This is a genomic window from Streptomyces sioyaensis, assembly GCF_004122735.1.
Taxonomy (GTDB): domain Bacteria; phylum Actinomycetota; class Actinomycetes; order Streptomycetales; family Streptomycetaceae; genus Streptomyces; species Streptomyces sioyaensis.
On the sequence record NZ_SDIF01000092.1, the window covers coordinates 1 to 21263 of the forward strand.

General features: G+C 72.0%; 19 protein-coding genes. 4 read left to right on the forward strand and 15 right to left on the reverse strand.

What is annotated here, in order from left to right; all coding sequences use genetic code 11:
* Positions 1-310: 310 nt before the first annotated feature.
* From EST54_RS25145 to EST54_RS25155, 3 genes are read right to left on the reverse strand one after another with little or no spacing between them, the layout of a single operon-like run.
* Complete coding sequence (locus tag EST54_RS25145; protein WP_129250004.1) at positions 311-1483, reverse strand: dipeptidase; 1173 nt, start codon at positions 1481-1483, stop codon at positions 311-313.
* Positions 1480-2076 carry a 5-(carboxyamino)imidazole ribonucleotide mutase gene (gene purE, locus EST54_RS25150; protein ID WP_174857511.1) on the reverse strand — a complete coding sequence of 199 codons (597 nt, stop codon included), beginning with the start codon at positions 2074-2076 and terminating at the stop codon, positions 1480-1482. The genes EST54_RS25145 and purE overlap by 4 nt, the downstream gene beginning before the upstream one ends.
* The gene (locus tag EST54_RS25155) at positions 2073-3209 is read right to left on the reverse strand and encodes a 5-(carboxyamino)imidazole ribonucleotide synthase (protein ID WP_129250018.1); all 1137 of its coding nucleotides are present in this window, start codon (positions 3207-3209) and stop codon (positions 2073-2075) included. The genes purE and EST54_RS25155 overlap by 4 nt, the downstream gene beginning before the upstream one ends.
* Positions 3210-3393: 184 nt before the next feature.
* Between EST54_RS25155 and EST54_RS25160 the strand changes: the two genes are divergently transcribed.
* Positions 3394-3822: a protease inhibitor I42 family protein gene (locus EST54_RS25160; RefSeq protein ID WP_239013240.1), complete on the forward strand. Its 429-nt coding sequence runs from the start codon at positions 3394-3396 to the stop codon at positions 3820-3822.
* Positions 3823-3958: 136 nt separating this feature from the next.
* On the forward strand, positions 3959-4468 hold the full coding sequence (locus EST54_RS25165; protein ID WP_129250005.1) for a GtrA family protein: 510 nt from the start codon (positions 3959-3961) through the stop codon (positions 4466-4468).
* 15 nt (positions 4469-4483) lie between these two features.
* On the opposite strand, the gene EST54_RS25170 is transcribed toward EST54_RS25165, so the two are convergent.
* Both EST54_RS25170 and EST54_RS25175 read right to left on the reverse strand, forming a co-directional pair.
* A complete protein-coding gene (locus tag EST54_RS25170; RefSeq protein WP_093483544.1) occupies positions 4484-5731 on the reverse strand; it encodes an ATP-binding protein in 1248 nt (415 codons plus the stop codon).
* A 6-nt stretch (positions 5732-5737) separates the two neighbouring features.
* Positions 5738-6418: a response regulator transcription factor gene (locus tag EST54_RS25175; protein ID WP_006605209.1), complete on the reverse strand. Its 681-nt coding sequence runs from the start codon at positions 6416-6418 to the stop codon at positions 5738-5740.
* Between the two features lie 515 nt (positions 6419-6933).
* Between EST54_RS25175 and EST54_RS25180 the strand changes: the two genes are divergently transcribed.
* On the forward strand, positions 6934-8439 hold the full coding sequence (locus EST54_RS25180; RefSeq protein WP_129250006.1) for a peptide MFS transporter: 1506 nt from the start codon (positions 6934-6936) through the stop codon (positions 8437-8439).
* Between the two features lie 84 nt (positions 8440-8523).
* Here the strand turns inward: EST54_RS25180 and EST54_RS25185 are convergent, their stop codons facing one another.
* The 6 genes from EST54_RS25185 to EST54_RS25210 form a co-directional block, all read right to left on the reverse strand.
* The gene (locus tag EST54_RS25185; RefSeq protein WP_129250007.1) at positions 8524-9963 is read right to left on the reverse strand and encodes a hypothetical protein; all 1440 of its coding nucleotides are present in this window, start codon (positions 9961-9963) and stop codon (positions 8524-8526) included.
* The gene (locus tag EST54_RS25190; RefSeq protein WP_239013239.1) at positions 9963-11120 is read right to left on the reverse strand and encodes a hypothetical protein; all 1158 of its coding nucleotides are present in this window, start codon (positions 11118-11120) and stop codon (positions 9963-9965) included. Before EST54_RS25190 ends, EST54_RS25185 begins: the two co-directional genes overlap by 1 nt.
* Positions 11117-12100, reverse strand: coding sequence for a COG1470 family protein (locus EST54_RS25195; protein WP_129250008.1), 984 nt, complete (start codon positions 12098-12100; stop codon positions 11117-11119). The genes EST54_RS25190 and EST54_RS25195 overlap by 4 nt, the downstream gene beginning before the upstream one ends.
* Before the next feature lie 135 nt (positions 12101-12235).
* Positions 12236-12958 (reverse strand): LPXTG cell wall anchor domain-containing protein, encoded by a 723-nt coding sequence (locus EST54_RS25200; protein WP_129250021.1) that lies wholly within the window; start codon positions 12956-12958, stop codon positions 12236-12238.
* Positions 12959-13210: 252 nt separating this feature from the next.
* On the reverse strand, positions 13211-13711 hold the full coding sequence (locus tag EST54_RS25205; RefSeq protein ID WP_129250009.1) for an ATP-binding protein: 501 nt from the start codon (positions 13709-13711) through the stop codon (positions 13211-13213).
* 170 nt (positions 13712-13881) lie between these two features.
* Positions 13882-14250, reverse strand: a complete 369-nt coding sequence (locus EST54_RS25210) for an STAS domain-containing protein (protein WP_006605202.1) — start codon at positions 14248-14250, stop codon at positions 13882-13884.
* Between the two features lie 261 nt (positions 14251-14511).
* On the opposite strand from EST54_RS25210, the gene EST54_RS25215 reads away from it, so the two are divergent.
* The gene (locus EST54_RS25215) at positions 14512-15450 is read left to right on the forward strand and encodes an RNA polymerase sigma factor SigF (protein WP_129250022.1); all 939 of its coding nucleotides are present in this window, start codon (positions 14512-14514) and stop codon (positions 15448-15450) included.
* 141 nt (positions 15451-15591) lie between these two features.
* Here EST54_RS25215 and hutI read toward each other — a convergent pair whose 3' ends face one another.
* The 4 genes from hutI to hutU are packed head-to-tail and all read right to left on the reverse strand — an operon-like array spanning position 15592 to position 21063.
* Positions 15592-16773 carry an imidazolonepropionase gene (gene hutI / locus EST54_RS25220; RefSeq protein WP_129250010.1) on the reverse strand — a complete coding sequence of 394 codons (1182 nt, stop codon included), beginning with the start codon at positions 16771-16773 and terminating at the stop codon, positions 15592-15594.
* A gap of 17 nt (positions 16774-16790) precedes the next feature.
* Positions 16791-18167: a formimidoylglutamate deiminase gene (locus EST54_RS25225; RefSeq protein WP_174857512.1), complete on the reverse strand. Its 1377-nt coding sequence runs from the start codon at positions 18165-18167 to the stop codon at positions 16791-16793.
* Positions 18158-19375 carry an allantoate amidohydrolase gene (locus EST54_RS25230; RefSeq protein ID WP_239013539.1) on the reverse strand — a complete coding sequence of 406 codons (1218 nt, stop codon included), beginning with the start codon at positions 19373-19375 and terminating at the stop codon, positions 18158-18160. Before EST54_RS25230 ends, EST54_RS25225 begins: the two co-directional genes overlap by 10 nt.
* A gap of 17 nt (positions 19376-19392) precedes the next feature.
* The gene (hutU, locus tag EST54_RS25235; RefSeq protein ID WP_129250012.1) at positions 19393-21063 is read right to left on the reverse strand and encodes a urocanate hydratase; all 1671 of its coding nucleotides are present in this window, start codon (positions 21061-21063) and stop codon (positions 19393-19395) included.
* Between the last annotated feature and the right edge of the window lie 200 nt (positions 21064-21263).

Sequence of the window (21263 nt, forward strand, 5' to 3'; positions counted from 1 at the left end):
TTGCGCCTGCGGCGGGCGTGGGTGGTCGGGTGCGGTGCCGCTCCTCCGGACTTCGTCCTGCGGCGCGGCCCCTCCCGCGAGTGGGTGGGAAAGAGGCCGGTGGGGGCGGGCCCTGGCCGTCGTCTGCGTGCAGTCGAGGGATGAGGCCCGCCCCCACCGGTCTTCATCCACCCCCAACGGGAGGGGCCGGACCGCAGGACGGAGTCCGGAGGGCCGGTCCCGCAGCCGAACAGCCAGCGCAGCGGCAACCAGCCCGCCGCAGGCGCAACGGCGAGAAGCCCTGCGGCGCGACGGCCGACAACGTGCGGCGTCAGATCACTGCGTGCGACGGCCCCCGTCGCCCCCGCTCGGCGCGCGCCACGTCCTCCGCCGCGCGCAAAGCGCGCACGGCGTTCTGCCAAGTCAGCTTGGCCACGTCGGACTCGGACCACTTCCGGTCCAAGAGTTCGGCGATCAGATTCGGGTAGCCCGCGACATCCGCCAGGCCGTCAGGCGTGAACGCGGTGCCGTCGAAGTCCCCGCCGATGCCGAGGTGGTCGACGCCGGCGACCTCGCGCATGTGGTCGAGGTGGTCGGCGACGGTCGCCACGGTGGCCTTCGGCCGCGGGTGGGCGGCCTCGAAGGCGCGCTGGACGGCCATACCGGCCTCGGTGGTGTCGAGGTGGTGCAGCCCGTGCGCCCGCATGTTCTCGTCGGCGCGCTGCGTCCACGCGACGGCGTCCGGCAGCACGAACTTCGGCACGAAGGTGGCCATCGCGACGCCGCCGTTGGCGGGCAGCTGTGCCAGTACGTCGTCGGGGATGTTGCGCGGATGGTCGCAGACGGCGCGCGCGGAGGAGTGCGAGAAGATCACCGGCGCGGTGCTGACCCGCAGCGCGTCGCGCATGGTGGCGGCCGAGACGTGCGAGAGGTCGACCAGCATCCCGCAGCGGTTCATCTCCCGGACGACCTCCTCGCCGAAGGCGGTCAGACCGTTGTGGCGGGCCTCGTCGGTGGCGGAGTCCGCCCAGTCGATGGTGTCGTTGTGGGTGAGCGTCATGTAGCGCACGCCCAGCCGGTGCAGCGCGCGCAGGGTGGCCAGCGAGTTGTGGATGGAGTGGCCGCCCTCGGCACCCATGAGGGACGCGATCCGGCCCTCGGCGCGGGCCGCCTCCATGTCGTCGGCGGTCAGCGCCAGGCGCAGCTCGCCGGGGTAGCGGGCGACCAGCTCCCGGACCACGTCGATCTGTTCGAGGGTGGCGCTGACGGCCTTGTCGCCCGCGTAGTCGGCGCGTACGTACACCGACCAGAACTGTGCGCCGACGCCGCCGGCCCGCAGCCGCGGCAGATCGGTGTGCAGATGCGCGGACTGGTCGGTGGCGATGTCGCGCCGGTCGAGGTCGTAGCGGACCTGCTCACGCAGCGCCCAGGGCAGGTCGTTGTGGCCGTCGACGACGGGCCAGCGGGCGAGCAGATCCCGGGCGGCCTCCCGGGACGAGCTCACCGGCCGCCCCCGAAGCCGAAGCCGCCCGGGGCGGCGACCTTGTTGCGCAGCCGCTTGCCCTTCTCGGTGGCCTGGTCGTTCAGCTCCTGCTGGAACTCCCGCATCCGGCCGAGGAGTTCGGCGTCCTGGGTGGCGAGGATCCGGGCGGCGAGCAGCCCGGCGTTGCGGGCCCCGCCGACCGAGACGGTGGCGACCGGGACGCCGGCCGGCATCTGCACGATGGAGAGGAGGGAGTCCATGCCGTCCAGGTACTTGAGCGGGACGGGGACGCCGATGACCGGGAGCGGGGTGACCGACGCGAGCATCCCGGGGAGGTGGGCCGCGCCCCCGGCGCCCGCGATGATCGCCTTCAGTCCGCGGCCGGCCGCCTCCTCGCCGTACGCGATCATCTCGCGCGGCATGCGGTGCGCCGAGACGACGTCGACCTCGTAGGGGATCTCGAACTCGTCGAGGGCCTGGGCGGCGGCCTCCATGACGGGCCAGTCGGAGTCGGAGCCCATGACGATGCCGATGAGCGGGGCGCCGGCCGTCCCGGGCGAGGGGGTGTCTGCGGTCGGTGCCGGACGGTTGTCGGGCGACGGGCTGGACGTCATTCGGTGATCGTTCCTCGCAGATAGCCGGCGGCATGAGCGGCGCGCTCGCGCACGTCGGCCAGGTCGTCGCCGTAGGTGTTGACGTGTCCGACCTTACGGCCGGGCTTCACGTCCTTGCCGTACATATGGATCTTCAACTGCGGGTCCCGCGCCATGCAATGGAGGTACGCGTAGTACATGTCGGGGTAGTCGCCGCCGAGCACGTTGGCCATGACCGTCCAGGGGGCGCGCGGGCGCGGGTCGCCGAGCGGGAGGTCGAGCACGGCACGGACGTGGTTGGCGAACTGCGAGGTGATCGCGCCGTCCTGGGTCCAGTGGCCGGAATTGTGCGGGCGCATGGCGAGCTCGTTGACGAGGATCCGGCCGTCGGCGGTCTCGAAGAGCTCGACGGCCAGATGGCCGACGACGCCCAGCTCCTGGGCGATCCGCAGCGCCAGCTGCTGGGCCTGGCCGGCGAGTTCCTCGTCGAGGTCGGGCGCCGGGGCGATCACGGTGTCGCAGACCCCGTCGACCTGGATGGACTCCACGACCGGGTAGGCCACGGCCTGGCCGTGCGGGGAGCGGACGATGTTGGCCGCCAGTTCGCGCGCGAAATCGACCTTTTCCTCCGCGAGGACGGGCACCCCGGCACGGAACGGCTCGGCGGCCTCCTTGGAGGATCGCACGACCCAGACGCCCTTGCCGTCATAGCCCCCGCGGACGGTCTTGAGGATCACCGGGAAGCCGTCCGGCGCCTGCCCGCCACCGAGCTCGGCCGCGAAGCGCTCGACGTCCGCGGGGTCGGAAACGATGCGGTGGCGTGGACAGGGCACGCCGATCGCGTCCAGTTTCGCCCGCATCACCCCCTTGTCCTGGGCGTGCACCAGCGCATCGGGGCCGGGCCGCACGGGGATCCCGTCGGCCTCCAGGGCCCACAAATGCTCGGTGGGAACGTGCTCGTGATCGAAGGTGATCACATCACAGCCACGAGCGAAGGCACGCAGCGTGTCCAGATCGCGGTAGTCGCCGATGACGACATCACCGACCACCTGAGCCGCCGAGTCCTGCGGAGTGTCGCTGAGGAGCTTGAATCTGATGCCGAGGGGGATACCCGCCTCGTGGGTCATACGGGCGAGCTGACCGCCGCCCACCATGCCGACTACCGGGAACGTCACGCCCCCAGGGTATCCGTACGGCGCCGCGGCCCGGACCCCGGCTTGGATGATCCTCTGAGTTCGCACGTTCGACGATCGCCGACAGCGGACCGCCGCCTGCCCCGACTCCCGGGCCGGCGGGCGCGTCCGGCGCCCGGAACGGGCCCGGCGAGGGGGAGGCCGGATGGAGAACAGCGGCATAACCAGGGGCACGAGGGCGCTGGTGATCGTGGTGGCGATCGCCGCGCTGCTCATCGCCCTGCACTCCGTTTTCAGCCAGCTGTCCGCGCCGCGGATCTATGACGCCGACGACACCGAGATCGCGGTCGCCCCCGGAGACCGCTTCAGCGTGCAGGTCGACGACGAGGGCACCGACGGCTACCGCTGGATCATCGCCGAGCCCCGCCCCGACCCGGCCGTCGTGCGGGCCACCGGCTCCCGGGTGGTCCCCGGCGGCGCACGGGCCGGCTCGGGCCCGGTCCGCCGCCTCGGCTTCCGGGCCGTCCGCCCGGGCCGTACGGACGTACGGCTGCTGCGCTGCCGGCGCTGCGGCACCGGAGCGGCCGACGAGGCGGGCGCCCGCAGCCTCAACTTCCGGGTGACCGTGGGCTGACCCCGACGGCCCGCAGGGGGCTGTGCCCGGAGTTGCCGGGCGGCAAGCAGCACCGTCGGCCCGTGGTTAGCATGAGGGAGCGGACCAGCGTTGACGGCCGCGGACACCGCCCACGACGGGGAGCTGAACGATCACCATGAGTGAACGGAGCGCACTGCGGTCGAGACTGGAGGCGCTCACCCGGGAATTGGTGAAGTTCGGTGCGGTCGGCGGCGCGGGCGTCGTGGTCAACTTCGCGGTGTTCAACCTCGTACGGCATCTGACCGAGGTGCCCGTCGTGCGGGCCAGCATCGTGGCGACCGTCGTGGCGACCGGCACCAACTATCTCGGTTACCGCTACTTCACCTACCGCGACCGCGACAAGCGGGGCCGCACGAAGGAGCTGACGCTCTTCCTGCTGTTCAGCGTCGTCGGCCTGGTCATCGAGAACGGCGTGCTCTACATCGCGACCTACGGCTTCGACTGGGACTCCCCGCTGCAGAGCAACGTCTTCAAGTTCCTCGGCATCGCCGTCGCCACGCTCTTCCGCTTCTGGTCCTACCGCACCTGGGTCTTCCGTGCGCTGCCCGCGCGCAAGGCCGTGGCGACCGCCGAGTCCTTCCTCGCCGACGACTCGCCGCGCCCGCGCAGCGCCTCGCGGAGGTAGCCCGGGCCGCGCGCCCTATTCGTCGGTGGGCTCCTGCTCCCGGGCCAGGAACAGCGCGAAGACCGGCGGATGCTGCTGGAGCAGTTCGAGCCGCCCGCCGTCCGCCTCCGCCAGGTCCCGGGCCACGGCCAGCCCCAGCCCCGTGGAGTTACGGCCGGAGACGGTCCGCTCGAAGACCCGCGAGCCCAGGTCGGGCGGGACACCGGGACCGGCGTCGGTGACCTCGACGACCGCCTGGTTGCCGGTGACGCGGGTACGCAGCGCGACCGTTCCGTCACCGTGCATCAGCGAGTTCTCGATGAGGGTGGCCATCACCTGGGCGACCGCACCCGGCGTGCCGACGGCCCGCAGGCCCTTCTTGCCGGAGCGCACGATGGCCCGTCCCGCGCTGCGGTAGGCCGGCCGCCACTCCTCGATCTGCTGCTTGACCACCTCGTCCAGATCGAAGGCGACCGCGGAGCCGCTGCGCGGGTCGCGGGAATTGGTCAGCAGCCGCTGGACGACGTCCGTCAGCCGCTCCACCTGGGCCAGCGCGATGGTGGCCTCTTCCTTCACGGTGTCCGGATCGTCGGTGAGGGTGATCTCCTCCAGCCGCATGGACAGCGCGGTCAGCGGCGTCCGCAGCTGGTGGGAGGCGTCCGCGGCCAGCCGCCGCTCGGCGGTCAGCATCCGGGCGATCCGCTCGGCACTGGCGTCCAGCACATCGGCGACCCGGTCCAGCTCCTGCACGCCGTAGCGGCGGTGGCGCGGGCGGGGGTCGCCGGAGCCGAGCCGTTCGGCGGTCTCCGCGAGGTCGGTCAGCGGCGCGGTCAGCCGGCGGCCCTGGCGGATGGCCAGGATGACGGCGGCGATGATCGCCAGCAGCGCCACGGCCAGAATGACGAGCAGTGTGCGGCCGATCTCCGCGCTGACCGTGGAGCGGGACTCCTGGACGGTGACGGACTCCCCGCGGTCGCCGCGCACCGTCGAGGCGATGACATCGCCCGAGGGGCGGTGCCCGATCTCGATCGGCGCCTTGCCGGGCACCTTGATCTCGGCGTGCCGCTTGGCGGTGATCTGCTCGGAGAGGATGCCCGGGGTGATCTTCTCGCCGCTGCCCAGCCGGCTCTCCACTATCCCGACCAGCCGCACCGCCTCCGACGCCACGCTCTCCTGCGCGCCGGACTGGATGGTGCGGGTCTCGACGATCACCAAGGAGACGCCGAAGACGGCGATCACGACGAGCACCACGGCGAGCGTGGAGTTGATCAGGCGGCGGCGCACGGGCCCCTAGCTCTTCTCGAAGCGGAAGCCGACTCCGCGGACGGTGGCGATGTAGCGGGGATTGGCGGCGTCGTCCCCGAGCTTCTTGCGCAGCCAGGAGATGTGCATGTCGAGCGTCTTGGTGGACGACCACCACGTGGTGTCCCAGACCTCGCGCATCAGCTGGTCACGGGTGACGACCCGGCCGGCGTCCCGCACCAGGACCCGCAGCAGATCGAACTCCTTGGCCGTGAGCTGGAGTTCCTCCTCGCCCATCCAGGCGCGGTGCGACTCGACATCGATCCGTACGCCGTGGGTGGCCGGCGGCTGCTGGGGCTCGGCGGTGGAGCCGCGGCGCAGCAGGGCCCGTACCCGGGCGAGGAGTTCGGCGAGCCGGAAGGGCTTGGTGACGTAGTCGTCGGCGCCGGCGTCCAGGCCCACGACGGTGTCCACCTCATCGGCGCGGGCGGTCAGCACCAGGACGGGGAAGGAATGGCCTTCGTTGCGCAGCCGGCGGGCGACCTCCAGGCCGTCCATGCCGGGCAGTCCCAGGTCCAGGACGACGAGGTCGATATTGCCCTGGAGACCGGCGTCGAGCGCCGTCGGGCCGTCCTCGCGCACCTCGACTTCGTAACCCTCGCGGCGCAGTGCGCGGGCGAGCGGCTCCGAGATGGACGCGTCATCCTCGGCGAGCAGTACACGGGTCATGGGCCGATGGTAGTCCGATGTATCCGCAGCGAGGGGCGGACCAGCGCGGATGGCCGACGGCGGACCCGTTCCCGCGCCTTTGGCGCCGTGAGCTGCGCAAGCGCGGGCGCGCGCGAGGGCGCGCGGGTGTCCCGAGGCGCGCCCGTAGTTCCCGGAATGGATGTGACCGTTGTCTCACCCCACCCAACGGGCCGGTAACCAGACGTATGGTGGCTCGACGTCCATCGCACAACCTTCGGGACCTTTGGCGCTCAACCGACGTCATCGGTCCCTCGTTGTGTCCTGGGCCGGCACCCCCGGCCCTGATGCACAGTGATCGACCTGCCGACCGGGTCCGCCGCGCGCTTGCACTAAGGGGAGCGTGGATTCCGGGGTACGACCGTCCTGCCGGCCCCTTGCGGGGAGCCGAACCTCCCGGACGTGGGGGCGGACGGGGCGACGCCGGTGCCGGTCATCCCCTCCGACCCGGGCGCGTATCGCCTGCGAACGCGTCCCGTAGCAGCAAGGAAGCTTCCATGGCGTCCAGCCTGACGAAGGATGCGGCCCAGCAGGGGAACCCTGCGGACGGCGGCAAGACCTTCTTCGGCCACCCCCGCGGACTGGCCACTCTCTTCATGACCGAGATGTGGGAGCGCTTCAGCTTCTACGGCATGAAGGCCCTCCTGCCCCTGTACCTGATCGCGCCCGGCGGCATGCATATGCAGGCCACCACGGCCACGGCGATCTACTCGGTGTACATGGCGATGGTCTACCTCCTCGCGATGCCGGGCGGCTGGATGGCCGACCGCTTCTGGGGGCCGCGTAAGACGGTCGCGATCGGCGCCGGAGTCGTCATCGCGGGCCACATCACGCTCGCCCTGCCCACCCCGGCGACCTTCTTCGCCGGTCTCGTACTGGTCGCGCTCGGCTCCGGCCTGCTGAAGGCGAACATCTCCACGATGGTGGGCCACCTCTACAACGGCCCGGAGGACCCGCGCCGTGACGGTGGCTTCACGCTCTTCTACATCGGCATCAACCTCGGCGCCTTCCTGGCCCCGCTGACCATCGGCACCGTCGGCGAGAACGTCAACTGGCACCTCGGCTTCACGCTCGCCGCCGTCGGCATGGCGCTCGGCCTCGCCCAGTTCATGCTCGGCACCCGCCACCTCAGCGCGGAGAGCAGCGTCGTCGCCCAGCCCGCGACGCCGCAGGAGAAGGCGTCCGTGCTGCGCAAGGGCCTGATCTGGCTGTTCGTCGCGGCCGTGTTCTACACCCTGCTCGCCGTGAGCGGTAACTTCGCCGACTGGGCGCTGATGCCGATCACCATCGCCGGCCTGGTCATCCCGATCGCGGTCCTGATCCGCATGAAGCGCGACAAGGAGGTCACGGAACTCGAGCAGTCCAAGCTCTCGGGCTACATCTGGTTCTTCGTGGTCGCCGCCATCTTCTGGATGATCTACGACCAGAACGGCTCGACGCTGTCGATCTTCGGTGAGAACTCCACGACGAACAACCTGCTGGGATTCCACTTCCCGACGTCCTGGTACCAGTCGCTGAACCCGATCTTCATCATGGCGCTGGCCCCGGTGGTCGCCTCGGCGTGGCTGTGGCTGAACAAGCGCGGCAAGGAGCCCAGCACCGCCGTCAAGTTCGCGTCCAGCCTCACCCTGATCGGTATCTCCTTCGTCGTCTTCCTCATGCCGCTGCTCGACACCGCCGCCCATGGCGGCAAGGTCAGCCCGATGTGGCTGGTGGCGGTCTACTTCATCCAGACCATCGGTGAGCTGTGCCTCTCCCCGGTCGGGCTGTCGGTCACCACGAAGATGGCGCCCGCCAAGTACAGCTCCCAGATGATGGGTGTCTGGTTCCTCGCGGTCACCGCGGGTGACTCGGTGTCAGGTCTGCTGACGTCGCCGCAGCTCAACGTCGACCTGAACAACTCGGTGTCGGTCACCGTCGAGGCCGTCCTCGCGGTCGTCGCGGGCGTCGGCATCTGGATGTACCGCAAGCGGGTCAAGGAGCTGATGGGCAGCGTCAACTGACGCCTGCCGGCCCCGGACAGCGGAAGGGGGGCGTCGCACCGCCGGTGCGACGCCCCCCTTCGTGCGTCCCGTGGACGTGCCGGGTCAGCGGACCCGTGCCCGGCGCCGCGGCAGGAACGTGAAGACCGCGCCGCCCAGCAGGATGGCCGTCCCGGCGAGGAGGCCGAGCGCCGTCAGCCCGCCGTGATCATTCGCGCCGGTCTCGGCGAGGCCGCCGCCGCTGCCACTGCCGCCCGAGGCACCGGCCGTCCCCGCCGTACCGCCTCCGGAGACCGTCGCACCGCCCGAGGCGCCACCGGAGGTGCCGCCCTGCTGTGCCGAGGTGTCCAGGGTGAGCGAGGCGCCCGGGTCCTTCTCCGGGGTGCAGGTGGTGGTCGTCCCCAGGGCGTTGACCGTGAGCACACCCGGCGTCAGCGTGGCCTTACCGGTGGCGCCCGGCTTGTAGGTGCCGGTCAGATCGGGGATCGCGATCGGCTGGCCCGACTTGATGGGCGCGGCGTTCGCCGGCCCCGCGACCTTCACCGACCCCTTGTCCGCGCCGCCGACCTTGACGTCCATCGACGGCTTGACCGCGCCCTTGGGGATGTCCGCCGGGCTGTCCATCACGGACTTGGCGAACTTCACCGTCAGGCCGTAACTGCCGCTCTTCTTCACGGCGTTGATCTGGACCGGCGAGGTCGCCTTCTTGTCCCCGATCGGCGTCTTGCAGGCGTACGGGACCTGCACCTCCTTGCCCTTGTACGCGGTGCCGTCGGGGTCGCCGCCGGAGCCGCCGCCGGACGTGCTGCCCGAGGTCGCACCGCCGGAGGTGCCGGCGCTGGTCCCGCCGGACGTCGTGCCGGACGTGGTCCCACCGGAGGTACCCGCCGTGGTCCCGCCGGAGGTCCCGGCCGTGGTGCCGCCCGTCGTACCGGTCGTGGAGCCACCCGTCGTGCCGGACGTGGTCCCTCCGGTCGTGCCGCCGGAACCGCCCCCGCCGTCGGTCACCTTGACGGTGACCGCGGGCTTCACCGTCTCCTTGGGCGAGCACTTGGTGTCCGTCGAGATCGGCTTGTTGACGTTGATGTTGTAGAAGCCGGGCGCCAGGGTGACCTCACCGGCCTTCGTCAGCTTCAGCTTGCCCTTCATGTCGGACAGCTTCATCGCGCCGCCCTTGGGGATGGGCGGATTCTGCCGTGGCCCCTGCATCGCCAGATCGCCGGTCTGTGCCCCGGCCACCTTGATCGTGCCGGTCGGCTGGACGGTGTTCTCCCCCAGATCGAGGATGTCGGGGTTCTTGGAGGCGCCCTCGACCGTCTTCCAGACCACCTCGATCTCGTCGCCGACCTTGGCCGTCGCCGGCGCGCTGACCGCGACCTTCGTGGTGCCCTCGATCGGCGGCAGCCCCGATATCGGCGGCGGCAGACACTCCGTCTTGTACGACACCTCCGCTGCCTGGGCGGTCCCGGCCGCGGTCATGATGCCCGCCCCCGCGAGCACCAGCGCGGCCGCCGAGGCCACCGCCGTTCTCCTCCGTTGCCTCATCACGCAGAACCTTTCGACGTCGGTCGTTCGGTTGATGTGGTGGTGGACGGTGCGGTGTCCGGGGTGAACCACGGCAGCCCGCCGGATTCGCCCGGCGTACCGGGGCCGTCCGTGGAGCCGTCGTGCGCGGTGCGGTCCTTGGTGCGGGTTCGGGTGCCGGGTGGCCGGCCGGCGGTGCGGCCGCGCCCTGCGGAGTGCTTGCGGGTCCGGTCCGTCCGGTGCGGGCGTACCCGGTCCACGAGCGCCATCCCGATGCGGAACACCGCCGTCGGGATCACCACGCACAGCAGCACCCAGAAGAGCGTCACGCCCCAGGGCCGGCCGACCCCCCAGGGCTGCTCGACCAGGGTCCGGCCGCCGTAGGCGAGGGAGACCAGATAGTCCCCGTGTGCGCCGGCCGGCAGCTCGACCGGCAGCCTGATCTGCGCCTTCTTTCCGGCGGGGATGGTGCCCCGCCACTGCTGCTCCTCCCACTTGGGGGCGAAGACGCCGTGCGAGGTCCCGACCCGGAAAAGCGGGTCCCGGGCCGGCACCGGGCCGAGATTGCCGACGGTGACGGTCAGTTCGCGCTGTGCCGGGGCGCCGAACCAGGTCAGCAGGCCGCTGCTGCCCGCCAGCCGGGGTTGGGCGAGCACCGCCAGCCGGCCGCCGGTGGTCTCCCGGGGCAGCGGCGCCACCGGGTGGCCCGCCACCGTGAAGGGGGCATCCGCCGCGGCAGCCGCACCGGTCACGGTGGCCACATGCACCACACAGGGGCAGGGCTTCGGCGGCTCGGCGACCGGCAGCTTCCTGCGGAAGGCGCCGTGGGCATCGGTGGTGGTGGCCCGTCCGTCACCGTTGGCGCAGGAGTTGCTGCCGCCGATCATGTTCTGTCCGCAGATCAGCAGCGTGAGCAGCGCCTTGGGGCGCCAGCCGTGGCCGGTCACGGTGAGGCTGCCGCCCTTGCCCGCCTCCTTCGCGGAGAGCTGGACGACGGGCTTGCCGTCGGCGGCGGCCTGGGGAGCGGCCTGGGCCCCGGCGGCCGGCAGCAGCCCCGGCGCCAGCGCCGCGCACAGGGCGAGCGCGGCCACCGTCCGCCCCCGTACGCGACATCGGGGCGCGTCGGCGCGGACCGTGCGCGTGACCGCCGTCCGGCCCGCCCCCGTCCGGCCGTTCATGCGCGCGCTCCCGGTCCGGTGCCCGCCAGTTCGGCCGCCGCGTCCGCCGCCTCGTCCCCGGGCGGCCGCGCCTCGCCGACCGCACGCCGGGCGGCCTGCCCGCCCCGCGTCCCGCCCGGCCCGGCGCCACGGCGTCGCCGGCGTACGGCCGCCAGCCCGCCCGCACCCACCGCGAGCAGCAGCACCGGGGCGGCGAGGACGCCCCAGGGGGCCGCCGTGTACGAGGCGGTGGCGGCCCCGTGGGCACCGCCCGCCGCGGTCGCCGTGAGATGGACCTCCACCGCGTCCAGAGCGGGCGGACCGGGCCAGTTCTCCGTCAGGTCGACCGCCCGGCCGGGCGCCAGTGCGGACGGCAGCGTACGGGCGGCCCGCCGCAGCACCGGGCCGAAGAGCCCGTCCGCGCGCACCGCGATCCGCGGCCTGAGCACCGTGTTGCCGCGGTTGACCAGCGTGTACCGGATGACCGCCGCCCCGCCCGCGCCACGCACCGACACCTTCTCGACGGTCAGCGCGGACAACACCGGCCCCGTCACCCGCAGATGGAGCGGTACGGCCGCCCGCCCGCCCTCCTGGCCGGTGGCGAGGAGCGCGCCGGAGCGGTCGCCGGGGACCGCGTCGCGCGGGACGGTCACCGTGAACGGGACGCTCGCCCGGGTACGCGGCGGGATCCGCACCTCCTTCGAGGCGAGCGCGAGCCATGCCCCGGCGCCGGAGCCGCGCAGCCGTACGGCGACGGTGCGGCCGGTGGGATTGCTCAGGGACAGCCGGTCGGCCAGGACGCTCCCCGGGGCGCCCTCCAGGTAGAAGAACGGGCGGTCCTGGGCACCCGGGGCGGCGCCGGCCCCCGGGGCCGGCGCGGCGGACCAGCCCGGTGGGGCGGGTGCGGCAGCCGGCCGGGCCGCGGCCGCGGCGGGACACAGCAGCACGACGGCGGCGGCGAGGATCGCACCGCTGACCGCTGTGCGGGGACGGAACGGCATCGGCGGCTCCTGCTGATGCGAGGGGGTGCCTCCGCGTGGGGTACGGAGGTGTACGGAGACGGGGCTGCGCCGCGCGGGTCCTGGGGCCTTTCCGACCCTGACCCATCGGACAGGTCCCGGCGCCCCGCGCGGCCGTCAGGCCCGCTGGTGGCGCCGGGTCAGCCAGAGCACTCCGGCCGCACCGGCCAGCAGCACCGTGCCGCCGAGGGTGCCCAGCGCCACGGCGGAGTCCGCGGGTCCGGTCTGCGGCAGCTGCGCGCCGGAGGAACCGCCGCCCGTGGCGGAACCACCGGCGCCTTCCTGGCTACCGCCGGAACCGCCGGTTCCCTTCACGTCCAGGGTCAGCGAGGGCTTGGGGTGGTTGCTCGGTGTGCAGGTGGTGGTGGTGCCCAGCGCCTTGATGGTGAGCGTGCCCGCCGTGAAGGTGACCTTGCCGCTGCCCTTGGGCGTGTACGTCCCGCTCAAGTCGCTGATCTTGATGGGGGTGTTGGCCGGAATGGCCTTGTCATTGGGCGGCCCGGCGACCGGCACGGTACCGCTCTGCGCACCGCCGAGGCTGATCAGCGCGCTCGGCTTCATGGCGCCCTTGCCCAGCTCGACGGGGCTGGAGGAGACGCCCTTCTGGAACGACATCACGAGCTTGTACCCCCCGCCGCTCGGGGTGCTCTTGATGTCTATGGGCGACACCGCGCCCTTGTTGCCGATCGGCGTTTTGCACTGGTAGTTGACGTCGACGACCTCGGCGTGGGCGGCCGGGGCGGTGAGCATCACCGCGGTCCCGGCCGTCAGCGCCGCCGCCGCGGCGAGGCCGGCGGCCCGGCCCGGGCGCCTGCCGTGCTGTTCGTGGAAGCGGGCCACCTCGTGTTCCCCTTCTCCCGATGAGCGCACCGCCGGAATGTTACTGACGGCACATCAGATTGGGCGCTCAAGGTACGCCGGGGACCGTGCCGAGGGAAGGCACAGCACAGCCCCGATCGGCCCCGGGCCCGCGGCGGCGGGGAATTCCGGCCTCCAGCGGGCGCCCCGGAGGCACCGCACAGCAGGTTCCGCACACGACGAAGCGCGGGCCCGCAGGCCCGCGCTCAGTACTTCCCGGCGTCCACCGCCCGTCTAGGACGGCGCGGCGAGCTCCGCCCAGACGGTCTTGCCCGTGCCGTCGGTGTTGCGCACCACGCCCCAGTCCAGGCACAGCCGCTGCACGATGAACATGCCGTGACCTCCGGGGCGGCCGGGGCGGTGCGGGCTGCGCGGCGCCGGCGAGCCGGTACCGAGGTCACTGACTTCGAGGTGCAGCACTTTGGCACTGCAGCGCAGCCGCAACTCCTCGGGCCCTTCGGCATGCAGGCAGGCGTTGGTGACCAGTTCGGAGACGACGAGCAGCACGTCCTCGGCCGCGGCACGCTGATCGGCGCCGACGGCCGGCAGCCAGCCCCAGTCGTGCAGGGCCTGCCGGGCGAAGTCACGGCCACGCGCCACGGCGCCTCGGGTGCCCGCCAGGCGCAGCCGGCGGACCTGGCCCGCCGGAGTGGCGGCAGCCGGGGCGGCGGAAGCGCCGGCGCTGCCCGGCTCCGGGCCGAGATCGCCCGGCGGGTACGGCCGGGTGGTGCTCATCAGCGCTTCACCTCACCGATTCGCCTGTTCACGGAAAACAGATACTGACTGATTCAACGGATTCAGATGTCTCCTGCCCGACCGGACCGTGAGAACACCCACTTCTTGGGTACGGAAGTTGTGACACGGACTACGTGCCCGGAATGCATCGTTCCGGACACCGCGTCACATCAGTCGGTCAGAGCCGCGTCGAGAGAGTCATGCACCGTGAAGACCGCCTCCGCGCCGGTGATCTCGAAGACCCGGGCCACCACGGGCTGCATCCCGGCCAGATGGACCGCACCCCCCTCGGCCTCCGCCTTCAGTCGCGCGCCGAGCAGCACATTGAGTCCGGTGGAATCCATGAACTCAAGGGGTGAGCAATCCACTACGAGCCGTGCATAACCGTCGTCCACGCACCCCTCCAGTGATTCACGCAACAGATCCGCGGTGTGGTGATCGAGCTCACCCGCGACCGTCACCACCGCGCTGGCGCCGTGATGGCGGATCTCGACATGAAGCCGGCCCCGGCTTGCACTGCCGACCGTCCCGCGGTCCATGCGTGCGCACCCCTCATTGCTGTCTAGACGACTGTTTGCTTACGACTGCGCTTGTCGAACCCTACGCCTTCCTGACGCGCGCCGGTAGCCGGAACAATCCCTATAAAGACCAATATACGGACAACGCGCACTTGCCATCTTCACGCAAATCCAGGTAGGCGTAGAAGCACACATCCAACACGGCCGGCTTTGGAGGCGCCGCACACCGCAGCTTCGTGTAGAGGCATCGGCAGCCATATGCCGAGAACGATGGAGGAGACCATGTCACCCCGGCTCGACGAATTGCGTACCGACGACCACCGGCACCCCGCTTCGTCGACACCCCCGTCCGACCCGACCGGGCTCATCCCTTCCCAGCTGCTCCCTGCCGAATCAGACCTGGCAGAAGAGGCTGAGATCGAGGGTCTGCCCGAGATCCCGCCGTTCGACGAGGTGGGTCCGGTGGACGCGAGGGCTCTGTCCAAGACCCTCTTCGAGCGGCTCGAGAACCTCGAAGAAGGCACCCACGAATTCGCGTACGTCCGTAACACGCTGGTCGAGCTCAATCTCGCCCTGGTGAAGTTCGCGGCCTCCCGGTTCCGTTCCCGCAGCGAGCCCATGGAGGACATCGTCCAGGTCGGCACGATCGGCCTGATCAAGGCGATCGACCGCTTCGAACTCAGCCGTGGCGTCGAGTTCCCGACGTTCGCAATGCCGACCATCATCGGCGAGATCAAGCGTTTCTTCCGCGACACCAGCTGGTCGGTGCGCGTACCGAGGCGGCTCCAGGAACTGCGGCTGGACCTCGCCAAGGCGGGCGACGAGCTGGCGCAGAAGCTGGACCGCGCGCCCACGGTGCACGAACTCGCCGCGCGCCTCGACATCAGCCGTGACGAGGTCGTCGAGGGCATGGCCGCGAGCAACGCGTACACCGCGAGCTCGCTGGACGCCCAGCCGGAGGAGGACGACAGCGAAGGCGCGCTGGCCGACCGCATCGGCTACGAGGACCACGGCCTCGAAGGCATCGAGTACGTGGAATCGCTCAAGCCGCTGATCGCCGAACTCCCGCCGCGCGACCGGAAGATCCTCTCGCTGCGCTTCGTCGCCAACATGACGCAGTCCGAGATCGGCGAGGAGCTGGGCATCTCCCAGATGCACGTCTCCCGTCTGCTCTCGCGCACCCTCGGACGGCTCCGTAAGGGCCTGATGATCGACGAGTGAGGGACCGCGGTCACTGCCGGTCGCCCGCGACCGGCCACCGCCCGCGCGAAGGAGGGCCCGCCCCGGGGTTGTTCGGGACGGGCCCTCCTTCGCGTGCCCGGGCGCACCGGAAGCCGTCAGCCGGCCGTCCGGTGCGGGCCGTCAGACGAGCACGCCCTTGTGCCACACGGCCGAGACGAGCGGGACACCGGGCCGGTAGGCGAGATGGACGTGCGAGGGTGCGTCCAGCAGGGCCAGGTCGGCGCGGGCGCCGGGGGCGATCCGGCCGATGTCCGTACGGCGCAGGGCGCGGGCGCCGCCCGCGGTCGCCGACCAGACCGCCTCGTCGGGGGTCATCCCCATGTCGCGGACGGCGAGCGCGATGCAGAACGGCATCGAACTCGTGAAGGAGGAGCCGGGGTTGCAGTCGGTGGACAGCGCGACGGTGGCGCCCGCGTCGAGCAGCGGGCGGGCGTCGGGCCACCGGGCACGGGTGGAGAACTCGGCGCCGGGGAGCAGGGTGGCGACCGTGTCGGACTGCGCCAGGGCGTCGATGTCGGCGGCGCTGAGGTGGGTGCAGTGGTCGGCGGAGGCCGCGCCGAGTTCGACGGCGAGCTGGACGCCGGGGCCGTGGCCGAGCTGGTTGGCGTGCACCCGCGGCACCAGGCCCCTGGCCTTGCCCGCGGTGAGGACGGCACGCGCCTGGTCGCCGTCGAAGGCGCCCTTCTCGCAGAAGACGTCGACCCAGCGGGCGTGCGGGGCGCAGGCGTCCAGCATCGGGCCGGTGACGAGGTCGACGTAGCCGGCCGGGTCGTCGGCGTAGTCGGGCGAGACGATGTGGGCACCGAGGAAGGTGACCTCGTCGGTGTGCTCGGCCGCGATGCGCAGCGCGCGGGCCTCGTCCTCGACGGTGAGGCCGTAGCCGGACTTGGTCTCCTGGGTGGTGGTGCCCTGGCGGAGCGCCTCGGCGAGATAGCGGGCGACGTTGGCGTGCAGGGCCTCGTCGGAGGCGGCGCGGGTGGCGGCGACGGTGGTGCGGATGCCGCCGGCGGAGTAAGGGCGGCCGGACATCCGGGCGTTGAACTCCGCGGTGCGGTCGCCGGCGAAGACCAGGTGGGAGTGGGAGTCGACGAAGCCGGGGATGCCTGCCCGGCCGCCGGCGTCGACGGCGTTGTCAGTGGCGGGTGCTTTGCTGGATGCACCGACCCAGGCGATGCGGTCGCCGTCGATGACGACCGCCGCGTCCTGGATCAGACCGAGGGGGCCTTCACCGAGGGAGGGGTCGTTGGTGACGAGCTGGGCGATGTGGGTGATGGCGGTGGTCGGCGTGGAGGTCGTCGTCATCGCGGGGGTGTTCTCCTTCAGCCGCGTACGGCGGCGATGGACTCTGCCAGGGCGGTGGGTACGTCGGCGAGAAGAGTGTGCACGCCGTCGCGGACGATCTGCCGCCCGCCGACGATGGTGTGTCGCACGTCCGCGGCGGAGGCGGCGAATACCGCCGTCTCGGCGCCCAGCCGGGGCAGTGGTCCGGCGGTGCGTACGGAGTCCAGTGCGATCGTGGTGAGGTCGGCGAGCGCGCCGGCTTCCAGGGCGCCGGCGTCCTCCCAGCCCAGGGCGGCATGGCCGTCGGCGCTCGCGGCGCGCAGCAGGGCGGCCGCCGTCCAGTGCCCGCGGGTGCGGGTGCGCAGCCGTTCGTCGAGCTCCATGGCGCGGGCCTCTTCGAGCAGGTCGATGACGGCATGGCTGTCGCTGCCGAGGGACAGCGGACTGCCGCGGCCCTGGAGGCGGGCGGCCGGGCCGATGCCGTCGGCCAGGTCGCGTTCGGTGGTGGGACACATGCAGACGCCGGTGCGGGAGTCGCCCAGCAGCTCGATGTCCTCACCGGTGAGGTGGGTGGCGTGCACGGCCGTGGTCCGCGGGCCCAGCACCCCGTGCTCGGAGAGCAGTTGGGTGGGGGTCCGGCCGTGGGCGTCGCGGCAGGCGTCGTTCTCGGCGGTCTGCTCCGAGAGGTGGACGTGCAGGGGAGCCTGCCGCCCGCGGGCCCACTCGGCGACGGTGGCGAGCTGGGCGGCCGGCACGGCACGTACGGAGTGGATGGCGGCGCCGATGCGCGCGTGGTCGTGGCCGTCCTTGAGGGCGTCGGCGCGCTGGGCCCAGCTTTCGGCGGTGCCGTCGGAGAAACGCAGCTGGTGCTGGTTGGGCGGGTCGCCGAAGCCGGCCGAGAGATAGGCGGTGTCGAGGAGGGTGATGCGGATACCGGCGTCGGCGGCGGCCGCGAGCAGCGCCTCGCCCATGGCGTTGGGGTCGCGGTAGCGGGTGCCGCCGGGCGCGTGGTGGAGGTAGTGGAATTCGCCGACGCAGGTGATGCCGGCCAGCGCCATCTCGGCGTAGACGGCGCGGGCGAGGGCGTAATAGGAGTCCGGGGTGAGCTTGTCGGCGACGCCGTACATGACCTCGCGCCAGGTCCAGAAGGTGCCGGTGCCGACCTGGACGGTGCCGCGCAGCGCGCGGTGGAAGGCGTGCGAGTGGGCGTTGGCGAGGCCGGGCAGGGTCAGGCCGCGCAGCGTGGTGGCGCCGGGCGGCGGGGTGCCGGCCCCCGGGCGGACGGCCGTGATCCGCCCGTCCGCGACGTCCACGGCCACGCCCGGCTCGACATGAGTGCCCAGCCAGGCGTGTTCGAGCCAGTACGTCGTCGGTGTCGTCGGCGTGGTCGGTGTTGCCTGCGTCGTCAGCGGCACGCCAGCCCCTCCAGTACGTCGGCGAGTGCGGTGACCCCGGCGGCGCAGTCGTCCTCGTCCGCCGCTTCGGCGGGTGAGTGCGACACCCCGGTGGGGTTGCGGACGAACAGCATGGCGGTGGGGACGGTCCCGGACAAAATACCGGCGTCGTGCCCGGCTCCGGTGCCCAGCACCGGCACGGCCCGCTCCCGCGCCTTGCCGAGGATCGCGCTCAGCTCGTCCCGCAGGGCGTGCTGGAACTCCACGACGGGCGTGAAGGATTCGCGGACGACGCTCAGGTCCACGCCGTCGCGGGCGGCGCGCTCGGCGGCGGCCTGCTCGATCCCGGTGATCACGGTGTCCAGGGTGTCCTGGTCGGGCGCCCGGGAGTCCAGCCAGCCGCGCACGAGCGAGGGGATGGCATTGACGCCGTTCGGCTCCACGCTGATCTTCCCGAAGGTGGCCAGGGCGCCGGCCAGCCGGGCCTGTTCCCGCGCGGCGAGCACGGTCGCGGCGTAGCTGAGCATCGGGTCGCGGCGGTCCTCCAGGCGCGTGGTGCCGGCGTGGTTGGCCTCGCCGCGGAAGTCGAACCGCCAGCGCCCGTGCGGCCAGATGGCGGAGGCGATGCCGACCGGGTCGCCGGACAGGTCCAGGGCGCGCCCCTGCTCGACGTGGAGCTCGACGAACGCGCCGATCCTGGCGAGCCGTTCGGGATCCGGTCCGATGGCGTCGGGGTCGTGGCCCGCGCGCTCCATGGCCTGCGGGAGGGTGATGCCGTCGCCGTCGCGCAGCCGGTGCGCGTCCTCGGTGGTCAGCGCCCCGGCGGAGAGCCGGGAGCCGACGCAGGCCAGGCCGAAGCGGGCGCCTTCCTCGTCGCCGAAGTTGACGATCGCCAGCGGCCTGCCGAATTCCGCTCCCCTTCGGCGGAGTTCGTCCAGCGCGGCGAAGGAGGAGACGACGCCGAGGGGGCCGTCGAAGGCGCCGCCGTCCGGTACGGAGTCGAGGTGGGAGCCGGTGACGACGGCGTCGCCGGGGGCCACGTCCTGGGGGCCGGTGGCGCCGAGCCAGGCCCACTGGTTGCCGTTGCGGTCCAGTTCGTAGGCGAGCCCGCGGGCCTCGGCCTGGGCCCGGAACCACGCGCGGCAGTCGGCGTCGGCGCCGGTCCAGGCGTAGCGGCGGTAGCCCCCGGAGGAGGAGTCGCGGCCGAGGGGCCGCAACTCCTCCCACATCTCGTGGAACGAGGCGGTCACGCGCCCCCGCCTTCGCCCTCGCGCATCGGGATGCGGACACCGCGCTCGGCGGCCACCTCGTCGGCGCGCTCGTAGCCCGCGTCGACGTGCCGGATGACGCCCATGCCGGGGTCGTTGGTGAGTACCCGGCGGATCTTCTCGCCGGCCAGCGGGGTGCCGTCGGCGACGGTGACCTGGCCGGCGTGGATCGAGCGGCCCATGCCGACGCCGCCGCCGTGGTGCAGCGAGACCCAGGAGGCGCCCGAGGCGACGTTGACCATGGCGTTGAGCAGCGGCCAGTCGGCGATCGCGTCCGAGCCGTCCTTCATGGCCTCGGTCTCGCGGTAGGGCGAGGCGACGGAGCCGCAGTCGAGGTGGTCACGGCCGATGGCCAGCGGCGCCTGCAACGTCCCGTCGGCGACCATCTCGTTGAAGCGCTCGCCGGCCTTGTCGCGCTCGCCGTAGCCGAGCCAGCAGATACGGGCGGGCAGGCCCTGGAAGTGGACCCGCTCGCCGGCCAGCTTGATCCAGCGGGCCAGCGACTCGTTCTCCGGGAAGAGGTCCAGGATCGCCTTGTCGGTGGCGGCGATGTCGCGGGCGTCGCCGGACAGCGCGGCCCAGCGGAACGGCCCCTTGCCCTCGGCGAACAGTGGCCGGATATAGGCGGGGACGAAGCCGGGGAAGGCGAAGGCCCGCTCGTATCCGGCGAGTTGGGCCTCGCCGCGGATCGAGTTGCCGTAGTCGAAGACCTCGGCACCGGCGTCCATGAAGCCGACCATGGCCTCGACGTGCCGGGCCATCGACTCGCGCGCCCGCTGGGTGAAGTCGGCGGGCTTCTCGGCGGCGTAGGCGGCCATGTCGTCGAAGTCGATGCCGACCGGCAGATAGGCCAGCGGGTCGTGGGCGCTGGTCTGGTCGGTGACGATGTCGATCGGCGCACCCTCGGCGAGCATCTGCGGCAGCAGCTCCGCCGCGTTGCCGAGCAGACCGATGGACAGCGGCTTGCGCCGGTCACGGGCCTCGACGGCGAGCTGGAGCGCGTGCTGGAGGCTGTCCGCCCGGACGTCCAGGTAGCGGTGCTCGATCCGGCGCTCGATGGCCCGCGGGTCGACGTCGATGCAGATCGCGACACCGTCGTTCATGGTGACGGCGAGCGGCTGGGCGCCGCCCATGCCGCCGAGGCCGGCGGTGAGGGTGATCGTCCCGGCGAGCGTGCCGCCGAACTTCTTCGCCGCGACGGCCGCGAAGGTCTCGTAGGTGCCCTGGAGGATCCCCTGGGTGCCGATGTAGATCCACGAACCGGCCGTCATCTGCCCGTACATGGTCAGCCCGAGGGCCTCCAGCCGGCGGAACTCCTCCCAGTTGGCCCAGTCGCCGACGAGGTTGGAGTTGGCGATGAGCACCCGCGGCGCCCACTCGTGCGTCTGCATGACGCCGACCGGCCGACCGGACTGGACGAGCATCGTCTCGTCCTGCTTGAGCGTGGTGAGCGTGCGCACCATCGCGTCGAAGGAGCGCCAGTCACGTGCGGCCTTGCCCGTGCCGCCGTAGACGACGAGCTGGTCCGGGTGTTCGGCCACCTCCGGATCGAGGTTGTTCTGCAGCATGCGCAGCGCGGCTTCCTGCTGCCATCCCCGAGCACTCAGCTCCGTACCGCGCGGTGCCCGCACGGGTCGCGGTCCCGACATGGGCCGTGCCTCCCTGACATCGAATGGATTGAGCTATTCACATATTGGTGTCGGTGAATAGCGTTAGTCAACAGGGTGCGGGCGCGGCGCCCACCGCAAGGCACGGGAACCAGCCGGACGCCGCGCACAATTTTTGACTTGCCCACCGGGAAAGTCTGCGCTAACTTTCCTAGTGGGCAAGTCAACGGGGAACGTACGAA

Excerpts from the sequence above, each read along its gene's own strand:
- purE (WP_174857511.1), bottom strand. The coding sequence starts at position 2,076 with ATGACGTCCAGCCCGTCGCCCGACAACCGTCCGGCACCGACCGCAGAC.
- EST54_RS25155 (WP_129250018.1), bottom strand. The coding sequence starts at position 3,209 with ATGGTGGGCGGCGGTCAGCTCGCCCGTATGACCCACGAGGCGGGTATC.
- EST54_RS25160 (WP_239013240.1), top strand. The coding sequence starts at position 3,394 with ATGGAGAACAGCGGCATAACCAGGGGCACGAGGGCGCTGGTGATCGTG.
- EST54_RS25165 (WP_129250005.1), top strand. The coding sequence starts at position 3,959 with ATGAGTGAACGGAGCGCACTGCGGTCGAGACTGGAGGCGCTCACCCGG.
- EST54_RS25175 (WP_006605209.1), bottom strand. The coding sequence starts at position 6,418 with ATGACCCGTGTACTGCTCGCCGAGGATGACGCGTCCATCTCGGAGCCG.
- EST54_RS25180 (WP_129250006.1), top strand. The coding sequence starts at position 6,934 with ATGGCGTCCAGCCTGACGAAGGATGCGGCCCAGCAGGGGAACCCTGCG.
- EST54_RS25185 (WP_129250007.1), bottom strand. The coding sequence starts at position 9,963 with ATGAGGCAACGGAGGAGAACGGCGGTGGCCTCGGCGGCCGCGCTGGTG.
- EST54_RS25190 (WP_239013239.1), bottom strand. The coding sequence starts at position 11,120 with ATGAACGGCCGGACGGGGGCGGGCCGGACGGCGGTCACGCGCACGGTC.
- EST54_RS25195 (WP_129250008.1), bottom strand. The coding sequence starts at position 12,100 with ATGCCGTTCCGTCCCCGCACAGCGGTCAGCGGTGCGATCCTCGCCGCC.
- EST54_RS25205 (WP_129250009.1), bottom strand. The coding sequence starts at position 13,711 with ATGAGCACCACCCGGCCGTACCCGCCGGGCGATCTCGGCCCGGAGCCG.
- EST54_RS25210 (WP_006605202.1), bottom strand. The coding sequence starts at position 14,250 with ATGGACCGCGGGACGGTCGGCAGTGCAAGCCGGGGCCGGCTTCATGTC.
- EST54_RS25215 (WP_129250022.1), top strand. The coding sequence starts at position 14,512 with ATGTCACCCCGGCTCGACGAATTGCGTACCGACGACCACCGGCACCCC.
- hutI (WP_129250010.1), bottom strand. The coding sequence starts at position 16,773 with ATGACGACGACCTCCACGCCGACCACCGCCATCACCCACATCGCCCAG.
- EST54_RS25230 (WP_239013539.1), bottom strand. The coding sequence starts at position 19,375 with ATGTGGGAGGAGTTGCGGCCCCTCGGCCGCGACTCCTCCTCCGGGGGC.
- hutU (WP_129250012.1), bottom strand. The coding sequence starts at position 21,063 with ATGTCGGGACCGCGACCCGTGCGGGCACCGCGCGGTACGGAGCTGAGT.